Raw genomic sequence first — 11,865 nt, 5'->3', positions numbered from 1 at the left:
AGGGAGTTGGGGCTGAGCCATGACGACGATCGACGAGCATCTGGCGGCGGTGCGCGAGGGCCTGGACCGGCTCGACCCGCGGGCGGCGCAGGCGGCGCGGCGGGCGGGCGCGGTCCTGGTGGACACCCGGCCCGCCTTCCAGCGGGAGGCGGACGGCACCGTCCCGGGCGCGCTGATCATCGAGCGCAATCATCTGGAGTGGCGCTGCGACCCGGCCAGTGGGGCGTCGGTGCCGGAGGCCACGGGGCGTGATGTGCACTGGATCGTGCTGTGCGACGAGGGGTACGCCTCCTCGCTGGCGGCGGCCTCGCTGCGGGCGATCGGGCTGCGCAGGGCCACCGATCTGACCGGCGGTTTCCAGGCGTGGCGGCGGGCCGGGCTGCCCGTGACCGTCCCAGACCCGACCGGCGATTCCCCCCTACGCGGCGACACGCAGCTCAACCACCGGCCGGGTCCCTCTCCCACCCCGGCGGGTCCGTCATCGTAAATGGTACAGACCGATTACCGCCAGTGGGCGCCCTGATACAGCGGGACCGGGCAGGATGACCGGCATGCCCGCACGAGCCGAACGCCTGCCCTTCTTCGTCTACGGCACTCTGCGCGCCGGGCAGCGCCACTACGCGTGGACGCTGCGCGGCCGCACCGTCCGGGAGGAGCCCGCCGTCCTGGCGGGCGCGATGCTGTACGAGGGGCCAGGCTTCCCGTACGCGGTGGCCGTCCCGGACGGCGGGCACGAGGAGGCCCCCGCCCGAGGAGCCCGGGCCACCATCACCGGGGAGCTGATGTACGTCCCGGAGCCGGCCTTCGACGAGGTACTGGCCACCCTGGACCGTCTGGAGGGCCCGGACTACGACCGGCTGGTGGTCCGCGTCCTGGACGGCACTCGCGCCTGGACGTACCTGGCGGCGGACCCCCTGGCCACCCGGCTGCGCACGACGGGCACCCCGATCCCGGGGGGAAATTGGCTCGCCCGCTGACGCCGGGCGCGGCTACCGTGCGCCGGTGACCACCACATGGCTCACCACGGACGGCGGACTGTCGCTGCGCCCGTGGGCCGACTCCGATGTGCGCGCCGTGCGCGAGGCGTTCGCCGCGCCGCTGATGATCCGGCAGTTCGGCTCCGTACCGCCCGGACCGACCGTGGACGACGCGGCGGCGGCCGACTGGATCGCGCGGCGCACCGCCGAACGGGCGGCCGGCACCGGGTACTCCTGGGCGGTGACCGGGGACGGCGCCCTGCTGGGCTGCGTCGCCGTCTCCCAGCTCGCCCCGGCGCACGACGGCGGCTGGGTGTCGTACTGGACGCTGCCCGCCGTCCGTGGCCGCGGGGTGGCGCGTGCCTCCCTGCGCGCCCTGACCGCCTGGTGCTTCACCGATCTCGGCCTGCACCGCCTGGAACTGGGCCACCGGACGGACAATCCGGCCTCCTGCCGGGTGGCCGGCGCGGCCGGGTTCGCGGTGGAGGGGGTGCAGCGCGAGAAGCTGCGGTACGACGGGGTGCGGCACGATGTCGAACTGCACGCCCGGCTCGCGACCGACCGCTGAGCCACCGGCGTCACCCTCCCCAGGGGGTGAGGCGTCGATGCTGCGGCCGGCCGCGCCGGCCCCCGGGGTGACCCGCCGCAGGGCCGCGATCACCGAGGCGGAGGACGCCCCGGCCGGGGTCAGCCCGGCTCCGCCGCCGCCAGCTCCAGCAGCTTCCCGACGGTGCGCCAGTTCCGCCCGGTGGCCACATGGCCCTTCAGCGCGCCGACGAGGGCGTCGCCGAGCTTGCTGCGCCCCATGCCGTCCGGGAAGTACGCGAAAACCTCCCGCTCACCGGCCCGGAAGGTGTCGGGGGCGTAGCGCCCGGGGTCGAGGCGGTCCAGGGCGGCGGGGTCGGGGGCCCGGTCGAGGAAGAGCACCAGCAGCTTGGCCGGGTCGAGCCCGTCGGTGTCGTACGGGCAGCGCCGTACGGCGGCGCGCAGTTGTTCCGCGCTGAGCACGAGGGTGTCCACGGCGAACCCGAACCGCCGCTCCAGCGCCGCCGCCACCTCCTGGCCCAGCGCGGCGGGGTCGGCGCCCGGAGCCGCCGTGAAGACCGCGTTGCCGCTCTGCAGATGCGTGCGCGGTGCCCCGTACCCCAGTTCCGTGAGCACCGCCCGCAGATCGGCCATCGGGACCTTGCGGTGCCCGCCGACATTGATCCCGCGCAGCAGTGCCACGAACCGGGCGGCCCCGGGTTCGGTACCTTCCGTCATGCCCGCAGCTTAGGAGCCGCCACCGACAATGCCCCGCAGCCGGACGAGCGCACTGCCGTACCCGGCCAGCCAGATCACCCACAGCAGCCAGCCGATGAGGCCGAGCAGGCCCAGCGGACCGTCGCCGCCGGTGATCAGCGGGGTGAGGGTGGCCGAGGCGAAGTGGAGGGTGGCGGCCAGCAGTCCGAGCCCGCCCAGCCGGCGCCCGATCACTCCGGCGCGCACCCCGGCGAGGGAGAAGCCGGTCAGCGCGAGGCCGACCAGCGACCAGGCGGTGGCGTGGACACGCTCGGCGCGCCACAGCACGGCGACGGCCGCCGCCGCGAAGACGGTCGAGAGCGCCCAGGTCAGGGGCCCCAGGGCCAGGACGGCCGGCAGGGCGGCGGGGGCGGCTCCCGGATCGCCGAGGCCGCGCGCCGGCTGTTCACCGGCCAGGGCTGGGCCGCCACCACCGTGCGGGCAGTGGCGGACGAGGCGGGGGTCTCCGTGCCGACCGTCTACGCGGCCTACGGCGACAAGACAGGGCTGATCCGGGCGGTCGCGGACGCCGCCGACCTGTCCGCCGGGGTGGACCGCCTGGTGGCCGAACTGGAGGCGGCGGAGGGCGATCCCGTACGGCAGCTGGCGGCGATGGCGGGCTATGACCGGCGGCTGTACGAGCGGGCCGGTGAGGTTATCCTCCTGCTGCGCGAGGCGGGCCGCACCGAGCCCGAGCTGGCGACGGCGTACGAGGAGGGGCGGCGGCGCGGGGACGCCACCCGGGCGCAGGTGTTCGCCGCGTGGCCCGACGGCACGCTGCGCGCGGGCCTCGACATCCCGTCGGCCATCGACATCTACGCCGCCCTGTGCACCATCGACGTGTACACCACGCTCACCGCCGAACGCGGCTGGCCGCCCGAGCGGATCGAGGAGTGGTGGGGCGCGGTCCTGGTCAGGGAGCTGCTGGCAGCTCCGCCTCGATGAGGTCGGCGGCGTGCGGGGTGCCGCCCTCGGCGGCCATCCCCCGCCGGATCTCCCGCAGCCGGGCCGCGACCTCCGGATCACCGGCGAGGTCGAGCACGGCGGCACGCAGGGCCTCGGCGCTCGCCTCGGCCTTCGGGAGATGCCGGGCCACGCCGAGCCCGGCGAGCAGCTCGGCGTTGCCGAACTGGTCGGCGCCCTGGGGCACCGCGACCATCGGGACGGCGTTGGCCAGTCCTTCCTGACTGCCGCCCATGCCCGCGTGGGTGATGAACGCGTCGGCCTGCCGCAGGATGGACAGCTGCGGCACCCAGGAGTGGGTCTCGATGTTCCCCGGGAGCTTCTCGCCCTCGTCCACCAGTTGCTCCGCGCTCACCCTGGAGCCGATCTGGAGCACCACGTACCAGTCGGGCAGATCGCCGAACGCCCGCACACAGGCGCGGTAGAACTCCGGCTCGTCGGTGTAGGAGGAGCCGAGGGAGATCAGCAGCAGCCGCTTGCCCCCGGCCGCCGCCGGGCGTACCCACTCCTCCTGATGGGCACGGGTCCCCTGACAGGCCCCGACGAAGGTGGCGACATCGGTGTCCACCAGGTCGGCGTTCGGCTGCATGGCCCGGGGAATGAGCGCGAGCGTGCGGCCGGGGCTCGCCATGAACCGCAGCGGCGTGAAACCGGTGAAGCCGTTGGCGTCCAGCCAGCCCTGGAAGCGGTCCAGGTAGGCGCGGCCTCGCTCGCTGTCCCTCAGGTCCTTCTCCTGCTGGGCCACGACCTCTTCCAGGCCCTTCCAGCCGACCATGCACGGGGAGAGCTGGACGGCCGGCACCTGCCAGCGGCGGGCGAGTATCCGGGCGCAGAACGGGGCGATGTCGAAGAGCACCAGATCGGGCTCGTCACCCGCGTACGCCTCGGCCAGCTGGGGGAGCATCCGGATGTTGTCCTCCAGGAAGGGCTCCACCTGGTCCAGGTACTCCTCGCCCCACTCCTGTTCGACGCTGAGGAGCGAGGAGTACGTCTTCGGCTCGGCCCCCGTTCCCGCGACGGTGTCGGCGAAGGACTCGGGGATGGCGTAGGTGACACGGTGGCCCCGGGCGACGAGTTCACGGATGACCTCAAGGCTCGGGAAGATGTGGCCCGGGGCCGGGATGCTGAACATGGCGATGTGGGCGCGGCGGGCCGGCGCGGCTGCGGTCATGCCGTCAGCGTAACGAGACGATACGTCTCGTGCAACTGGAGGAGAGGGGTGCGGTCGCTCAGCCGGCCACCGGTGCGCCGGACTCCGCGGCTTCCTCCTCCTGGGCACGCCGCCGGCTCTCGGCCGCGTCGAAGGAGTCCAGGGTGCGGGCGAAGTCCCGGGTGGACAGCAGCAGCTTGTAGATGATCGCCAGCTCGAAGACGAGCAGCAGCACGCCCGCGCCAATGGTCACCGGGACCACGGCGTTCAGCGCCGGGGCGACGATGAACACCGCCATCTGGAACTCGATGCCGCTCACCAGGTGGGTACGGATCCGGTGCCGCAGGAGGAAGGCGCGCAGGCGCAGATAGCCGGGGAACCGGGAACGGAACTCCCGGTGCAGATCGACGATGGCGGTCACCGGACGGCCGGGGCGGGCGTCCCCCTGCGGGGCGGGAACGGTGACCGGGACCACGGCGGAGGGGGAGGCGGAGGCGCGCTGGGCGGGCACCGCCCGCTCCTCGGCGGCCTCGGCCGCCGTGTCCGTTTCGCCATCGTGGTGAGCGGCGACGGCATCGGTGTCGGCCTCCGGATTCTCCCGCAGGAGATCTTCCATGAAGGCCAGTTCGGTGGCGTTCTCGGCTTCCCTGGCGCGGCGGGCACGGGCCTTGATCTGCTTGCGCATCCCGTGCCGGATCTTGAAGATCTGGAGCGCGTCGATATACCGCAGCATGTCGAGGAAGACCACCGCGAGCGCCAGCCAGAGATAGATCACATCATCGGTGCGGGAGAATTGGCCACCCATGAGGGCGACCGCGCACACCAATACCCTGATCCGGTCAAACACATAATCGAGCCAGGCGCCGAATACCGAGCCGGTCCCGGTCAGCCGGGCGAGTTTCCCGTCCATACAGTCCAGGACGAAACTCACGTGATAGAGCAGGGCGCCGACCAGCAGCCAGTTCCAGGTGCCGAAGGCAAAACAGCCGGCGGCGCCGAGACCGAAGAACAGGGCCAGCCAGGTGATCTGATTCGGCGTGATCCTGGTCCACAGCGCGGTCCAGCGCACGAGGGGGGTGGCGAGCGGGTCCACCAGCAGGACGGTCCACCACGCGTCCCGTTTCTTCTGCGTGGTCCGGCGCACCTCTGTCAGGGGGGGAATGTCGTGACGCATGGTCTGCTTCCAGGCGGAAATAGGACCTGAAAGACGCTACCACTTTCACACGGAGCGTGATGTCACGAAACGGGCCGGGAATTCTCCCAGGCCCATTCGAACTCTTCACGGTAGGTTTCGAAAAGCGTGATTTCGCCATCCGCTGCCGCGTCCGTTCGGTGCGGTATCTCCCGACCCGCGCGCCGGAGAACGAGAACCGGGGTTTCCATTCCCCGTATTCTCCTTAGATATGACTGAACCACGGCCACCCCGTCCGGGCTGTCACCGTCCACAAAATAAGCACTGAATCGGGGGATCTCATCGAACACATGAATGTCGAAAGCCTCGGGATCGCGCACCTTGCTGCGCACCCGGCGCACCTGGAGGATGTTGGTCTCCACCGAGCGCCCCAACTCCCCGCGCTTGAGCCCCAGCTCGCGCTCCCGGCGCCGCATCGCCCCGCTCGCCGGGTTCAGGAACAGCAGCCGCACCCGGCACCCCGAGGCCGCCAGATGCGCCAGCCGCCGACCCGGGTAGTTCTGCACCAGCAGCCCCAGCGCCGTCCCCATCGCGTCCAGCCGCCTGGCGCCCCCGAACAGTTCCTCCGGCGGCAGCTGCCGCTGCAACCGCACCCGGTCCGGATGCACCCCCGCCACATCCGTGAACCGGTCCCCCACCAGCCGCTCCACCGCGTCCGCCGGCAACCGCCCGGCGTCCGCGGGCACCCCCGAGTCCAGCAGCCGCAGCAGCCGGGAACAGCCGCGCTCGGCCTGTTCCAGCACCGCCCGGCTCATCCCCCGGTTGCGGCTGACCGCGCTGCGCGCCACCTCCAGCTCGTCCAGCGTCAGTTCCAGCTCGCGACGATTGTCCAAATACGGGGCGAAACAGGGCCAGTGCTGCACCATGAGTTCACGCAACTGAGGCAGCGTCAGAAAGGCGAGCACCGTGTCATCGGCCGGATCAAGCACCAGCCCCTTGCGGCGGCTCACCTCCCGCAGCGCCGCCGCCCGCTGCACCCACTCCTGCCCGGCGGGACCGGCCGCCGCGATCTCCCACTCCTCGCCGTGCACCGGCTCGTACACCGGACGCAGCACCGCGGCCACCACCGAACGCAGCCGCTGTTCGACCAGATTGAGCCAGACATATGCCCGCCCGGCACGCTCCACCCGGGTGCGTACCTCGGACCAGTCCGCCTCGGTCCAGCCCAGATCGGCCCCGATCTCCACGGGACGCGGCACGGGCACCGCCTGGGTCGGCGCCTCCGCGGTCTCACCCCCGTTCCCCGAGGGCAGCTCAAGCCCGGACGAGCTCACCGCCTGCACCGCCTTCCACCCCGCCGTTGGATCAAGGAAGCCTACTGCGCGCGCGGCCGGCCGCGCAGCACGGTACGGACTCAACCACGCCGTGGGACACGGCAGTCGGAGCGGGCGGCGGTCATGACACAGGTGCCCCGGACCCCCACCGCGACCTACCGCCTCCAGCTGGAGCCCGGCGCCGGATTCGCCGCCGCGGCCCGGCTCCTGCCGTACGTCGCCTCGCTCGGCGTCTCCCACCTGCACCTGTCGCCGATCCTCGAGGCCGTGCCCGGCTCCCGGCACGGCTACGACGTGACCGACCACACCCGGGTGCGCGCCGAACTCGGCGGCGAGAAGGACCTGTGCGACCTGGCCGAAAAGGCCCGGGCCCGCGGGCTGGGAATCATCGCCGACATCGTGCCCAACCACATGGCGTTCCCCGCCGACACCCGGCTCAATGCCCCGCTGTGGCAGCTCCTGCGGGACGGCCCCGGTTCCCCCGCCGCCGCCTGGTTCGACATCGACTGGGCGGCGGGCGGCGGACGGCTGCCCCTGCCGGTGCTGGGCGCGCCCCTGCGCGAGGAGTGGGACGCGCTGCGGGTGGAGGGGGGCACGCTGTGCCACGGCGACCACCACCGCTTCCCGCTGCGCCCCGGCACCGAGTCCCTGCCGCTGCCGGCGCTGCTGGACGCGCAGCACTACCGGCTGTGCTGGTGGCGCACCGGCCTCGCACGGCTGACGTACCGCCGGTTCTTCACCGTCAGCGACCTGATCGCGGTACGCGTGGAGGACCCCGCAGTCTTCGAGGCCACCCACGCGACGGTGCTGCGGCTGGTCGCGGAGGGCGTGATCGGCGGACTGCGCGTCGACCACCCCGACGGGCTGGCCGACCCCGAGGGCTACCTGCGCCGGCTGCGGCAGCGCGTCGGCCCGGACGTGTGGGTGGCGGCCGAGAAGATCCTGGGCACCGGCGAACACCTGCCCACCGGCTGGCCGGTGGCCGGCACCACCGGCTACGACGCGCTGCGCCACGTGGACGCCGTCCTCACCGACCCGGTGGGCGCCGACCGGCTCACGGACGACCACCGCCGGTTCACCGCCGCCCCGGCCGATCTCGGCGGCGCCTGGGAACCGACCGTACGGCGCGCCGCACGCGAGATCCTCGCCGCGGACCTGTGCGCCGAACGCGACCGCCTCCTGCGCACCGCGCAGCGCCTGTGCGGCGGCCTGCACCCGCCGGAGGCGCTGCGCGCCGCCCTGACCGAACTCCTGGTGCACCTGCCGGTCTACCGGCCCTACCTCGCGGCGGACCGCCCGCCCTCGCGGCAGGACACGGCCCTGCTCGCGCGCACGGCGGACAGCGCCCGGGGCGCCGTCACCACCCCGGCGGAGGCCCGCGCGGTGGACGCGCTCCACGCGCTCCTCCAGGGACCCGACGCGGCTCCGGGCGGCCCGGCCGGCCCCCCTGGCCGGACCGCACCGGGCGGGCCGGGCGGGCCGGTAACCGATCCGGCGGACCGGGCGGACCCGGCCCGGCCTTCCGCCACCGGGCCGGACCGGGCGGCCGGAACCACCACGTCACGGAGGCTCCGTGACCGGGATGACGCCGGACCCGACGCGGCGGATGCGACGGGCGGCGGGACCGGGTCGCTTTCGGAGCCGGACGCGACCACACACGCACGGGCCACCCACCGGGTGGCCCCGGGCGACGGCGGGTCCGGCGCCGAACCGGCCGTGCGGCCGGCCCCGCAGATCTCCCGGTGGGCGCCCGAAGGCTCCGGGCAGCCGAACCCCGGCGGCCGGACCGGCGGCGGCGCTTCCCCGGCCGAGGCGCCTCCCGTCCCCCACCCGGCCGGGCGGGCGCGGACGGCCGTGCCCGACGCCGGGCGTCCCGCACCCGTCGCCACGTCACCTGCCGGCGCGGACACCGGCCTCGGCACCCCCACCGACGGCGACGGCGATGCGCAGGACTTCCGGGCGCGGTTCGGCCAGGTGAGTTCCGCGTTGCGGGCCAAGGCCGTCGAGGACTGTGCCGGATACCGGTTCACCCCACTGCTGTCCGCCGCCGAGGTCGGCGGCGACCCGGGCGAACCCGCCCTGCCGGTGTCCGCCTTCCACGCGCACTGCGCCCGTGTCCAGCACGCGTGGCCACTCACCGGCACCGTGTACGCCACCCACGACACCAAGCGCAGCGGTGATGTCCGCGCCGCCCTCGCCACGCTCACCGAACATCCGCTCGGGTGGGCGGAACTGCTCACCGAGGTGACGGAACGCGCCGCGCACGCCGGGGTGTCCGCCCCGGACCCGCACCTGGCGTGGAGTTGCTGGCAGACGGCGTTCGCGCTCGCGCCGGGCCCCGACCCGGCCCGGCTGCTGGACGCCACCCTCAAGGCCGCACGCGAGGCTGCCCTGCGCACCACTTGGACCGACCCCGACACCGAATACGAGGCGGCGGTGGACCGCTTCGTACGGGGCGGCCCCTGCGGCGCGCCCGGGTACGCGGTGGCCCGGTTCGCCCAGGAGCTGGCGCCGCAGATCCGGGCCAACGTCCTGGGGGCCGCGCTGCTGCATCTGACGATGCCCGGGGTCCCCGACGTCTACCGGGGCGGCGAGAGCGTCTACCGGGCCCTCGTGGACCCCGACAACCGCCGCCCGCCGCGGCTCCCGGACCGCCCGCTGTCCGGCGCGGCCGACCCCGGCTCCGCCACCGCCCCGGGGGCCGACGCCGGCCTGCCCGCCGAGAAGCTGTGGCTGACCGCGGTGGCGCTGCGGCTGCGCCGCGCACACCCCGAGTGGTTCGGGGCGCGCGCCGGCTACGAGCCGCTGACCGCCGAGGGGCCCACCGGGGACCACGCGCTGGCGTTCACCCGGTCCGGGCAGGTGCTCACCGCCGTCAGCCGCCTCACCAGGACGCTGGAGGCCGCCGGCGGCTGGGACAGCACCGTGCTGCCGCTGCCGCCAGGACGCTGGGACGACGCGCTGGCCGGCCGGGGCACGGGCCGGACGGCGCGTCGTCCCGCGTACCAGGGCAAGACCCGGCTGGCCGAGGTGTTCGCCGACCGCCCGGTGGCCCTGCTGGTGCGCAGGGACGGGTTCTGACGCGCCGTCTTTACAAGCCGGTGCTCTGCCCCCACACTGGGAGCGCTCCCACGGGCACGATCACCCACGGAACTCCGGTCTGCCGACCCACACCACCAGCCCCCGCTCGGGCGGCAGACCGGCTTCCGCGGCCGGGTCGGGCCACGGCGCCACCGGCTTGCCTGGCACGGGTTCAGCACCCACTCACCGCGGACTCACCCGCGACTCACCGCACGCTCACCGCACGCTCACCGCAGGCTCAAGCGGTACGAGACGGCGCCGAAGCGCACCTCGTCCCCCGGCCGCACCGGCAGCGTGTCGGTCACCCGCCGGCCGTTCACCCAGGTCCCGTTCGCCGAGCCCAGATCCCGTATCAGCCACCCTTCCCGGTCGGCCGTCAGCTGCGCGTGGAAACGCGAGACGCTCCCGTCGTTGAGCCGCAGCGCCGAGCCCGGCGCCCGGCCGATCGACAGCGGGTGCGGCCCCGGGGTGGGCAGCACCAGTTGCGGCAGCCGCTCGGCCCGCCACGCCGCGGACATCCGGTGCTGGAAGGACGCGATCCGGCCCACCGTCTGCACCAGCCAGCCGGTGCGTTCGGCCGGGCTCTCGCACGCGGGCAGATCCCGCAGCGCCAGGGCGAGCTCCTCCGGACGCCTGGCCCCCATGACCTGTTCCATCCGCCGTTCGAAGGTGTCGTGGGACAACCTTCCGTCCACCATGCCCTCGCGCAGCGCGCCGAGGGCACGCTCACGATCCGCGTCGGATATCCGCGGAGAGGGCACACCGGACTCGATCGAGGTCATGAAACAAAGTTTCCGGGACGGGAGTTGGTTCTGTCCAGATAACTCGTTGGCCCTCCCCCGGTGCACCGGGGTACGGTGCTGGCACGCCCACGGACCAGGAAGGAGGCGTTTGCCATGTGTGTCACCGAATCGCGCGTGTCCCGCTTCCGCCTCCTCGTTCCCGGGCGTGCTCTCTGACCGGACGGAAGCCACGCGCACTCCGTATCCGGAAGGACCCCTTTCCCTCATGACCGATCTGGTCTTCCGCTGCCTCGCCGAGGGCGAGAGCAGCACTCTTTTCACCTCGCTCCCCGACGCCGGTCTGGTCGGCCGCGCGCTGCTCGACCCGCCGCACAACGTGGTCCGTACGATCGCCGAGGGTGGCGAGTACCGCCCCGAGTGGGTCTGGATGGCGCTGCGAGACGGGGAGGTCGTGGCCCGCGCCGCCTACTGGGGCGGGCCGGACGACACCAAGCCGGTCGCCCTGGACTGGTTCGACTTCACCGACCCCGAAGCGGGCACGGCCCTGCTGCGGGCCAGCGGTCTGCTCCCCGAGTACGAGCTGATCCTGCCGCCCGGCTGGCGCTCGGACCCGCTCGCCCGGGCGGCCGGCGGGGCACGGATCTCGGCGGCGGTCGAGGCCGGCTACGAGCCGCTGGTGGAACGTTTCCGCTACACCTGGACCCCCGAGTGCGGGATTCCCGACGCGCCGGGGCGGCTGGTGTTCCGGCCCGAGCCCGACGACGACGTGGTCCTGGACATCGTGCGCCGCATCCACAGCACCACGCTGGACGCCCACGCGCTGCGGGCGATCGCGCAGGACGGCCCCGACGCCGCCGCCCGGCAGGAGCTGGAGTTCCTGAACTGGTGTCCCTCACCGCGCGAGTGGTGGCGCGTGGCGTACACCCCGGAGGGTGAGCCGGTCGGCTTCCAGGCGCCGGCGCGCAATCCGAACGGGCCGGTGGTCGGCCTCATCGGCGTGGTCCCGGAGCAGCGCGGTCACGGCTACGCGTACGACCTGCTGGTGGAGTGCACCCGGCAGCTGGCCGCCGAGGGCGCGCAACGGATCCACGCCGCCACCGACACCGGCAATGTGCCGATGGCCAAGGCGTTCGCCCGGGCGGGCTATCCGGTGACACAGCACCGCTACTGCCTGGCGTGAGGCCGGGGCGGGCCCGAGCATGGT

The 11,865-nt window shown here is 73.7% G+C and carries 11 protein-coding genes and 1 pseudogene; 6 read left to right on the top strand and 6 right to left on the bottom strand.

Annotated features, from left to right (window positions below; genetic code table 11):
- Window positions 1-19: 19 nt before the first annotated feature.
- The 3 genes from ACTFAP_RS24265 to ACTFAP_RS24255 all read left to right on the top strand — a co-directional run bounded on the left by ACTFAP_RS24265 (window position 20) and on the right by ACTFAP_RS24255 (window position 1,545).
- Window positions 20-487 (top strand): rhodanese-like domain-containing protein, encoded by a 468-nt coding sequence (locus tag ACTFAP_RS24265; protein WP_500467380.1) that lies wholly within the window; start codon window positions 20-22, stop codon window positions 485-487.
- Window positions 488-551: 64 nt separating this feature from the next.
- Window positions 552-977 (top strand): gamma-glutamylcyclotransferase family protein, encoded by a 426-nt coding sequence (locus ACTFAP_RS24260; protein WP_500467379.1) that lies wholly within the window; start codon window positions 552-554, stop codon window positions 975-977.
- Between the two features lie 25 nt (window positions 978-1,002).
- The gene (locus ACTFAP_RS24255; RefSeq protein WP_500467378.1) at window positions 1,003-1,545 is read left to right on the top strand and encodes a GNAT family N-acetyltransferase; all 543 of its coding nucleotides are present in this window, start codon (window positions 1,003-1,005) and stop codon (window positions 1,543-1,545) included.
- Between the two features lie 119 nt (window positions 1,546-1,664).
- On the opposite strand, the gene ACTFAP_RS24250 is transcribed toward ACTFAP_RS24255, so the two are convergent.
- Complete coding sequence (locus ACTFAP_RS24250) at window positions 1,665-2,240, bottom strand: DUF1697 domain-containing protein (RefSeq protein ID WP_500467377.1); 576 nt, start codon at window positions 2,238-2,240, stop codon at window positions 1,665-1,667.
- Between the two features lie 9 nt (window positions 2,241-2,249).
- Window positions 2,250-2,546, bottom strand: a complete 297-nt coding sequence (locus ACTFAP_RS24245; protein WP_500467376.1) for a hypothetical protein — start codon at window positions 2,544-2,546, stop codon at window positions 2,250-2,252.
- On the opposite strand from ACTFAP_RS24245, the gene ACTFAP_RS24240 reads away from it, so the two are divergent.
- A complete protein-coding gene (locus tag ACTFAP_RS24240) occupies window positions 2,520-3,203 on the top strand; it encodes a TetR/AcrR family transcriptional regulator (protein WP_500467375.1) in 684 nt (227 codons plus the stop codon). The genes ACTFAP_RS24245 and ACTFAP_RS24240 overlap by 27 nt on opposite strands.
- Here ACTFAP_RS24240 and ACTFAP_RS24235 read toward each other — a convergent pair.
- The 3 genes and pseudogenes from ACTFAP_RS24235 to ACTFAP_RS24225 form a co-directional block, all read right to left on the bottom strand.
- Window positions 3,172-4,454 (bottom strand): annotated as a pseudogene (locus ACTFAP_RS24235) (macrolide family glycosyltransferase). The gene ACTFAP_RS24240 and the pseudogene ACTFAP_RS24235 sit on opposite strands and share 32 nt — an antisense overlap.
- Window positions 4,451-5,545, bottom strand: coding sequence for a CDP-alcohol phosphatidyltransferase family protein (locus tag ACTFAP_RS24230; protein WP_495682309.1), 1,095 nt, complete (start codon window positions 5,543-5,545; stop codon window positions 4,451-4,453). The pseudogene ACTFAP_RS24235 and the gene ACTFAP_RS24230 overlap by 4 nt, the downstream one beginning before the upstream one ends.
- A gap of 62 nt (window positions 5,546-5,607) precedes the next feature.
- Window positions 5,608-6,837, bottom strand: coding sequence for an SAV2148 family HEPN domain-containing protein (locus ACTFAP_RS24225; RefSeq protein ID WP_495682308.1), 1,230 nt, complete (start codon window positions 6,835-6,837; stop codon window positions 5,608-5,610).
- A gap of 123 nt (window positions 6,838-6,960) precedes the next feature.
- On the opposite strand from ACTFAP_RS24225, the gene ACTFAP_RS24220 reads away from it, so the two are divergent.
- Window positions 6,961-9,918 (top strand): alpha-amylase family glycosyl hydrolase, encoded by a 2,958-nt coding sequence (locus ACTFAP_RS24220; protein ID WP_500467374.1) that lies wholly within the window; start codon window positions 6,961-6,963, stop codon window positions 9,916-9,918.
- Window positions 9,919-10,145: 227 nt separating this feature from the next.
- Here the strand turns inward: ACTFAP_RS24220 and ACTFAP_RS24215 are convergent, their stop codons facing one another.
- Window positions 10,146-10,700 (bottom strand): FHA domain-containing protein, encoded by a 555-nt coding sequence (locus ACTFAP_RS24215; protein ID WP_495682306.1) that lies wholly within the window; start codon window positions 10,698-10,700, stop codon window positions 10,146-10,148.
- Between the two features lie 226 nt (window positions 10,701-10,926).
- Between ACTFAP_RS24215 and ACTFAP_RS24210 the strand changes: the two genes are divergently transcribed.
- Entirely contained in the window at window positions 10,927-11,841 is a 915-nt protein-coding gene (locus ACTFAP_RS24210; RefSeq protein WP_500467373.1) for a GNAT family N-acetyltransferase, read from the top strand.
- Window positions 11,842-11,865: the final 24 nt, after the last annotated feature.

This window comes from Streptomyces sp. PH9007, assembly GCF_059813725.1.
This window is presented reverse-complemented; position numbering and strand designations above follow the sequence as displayed.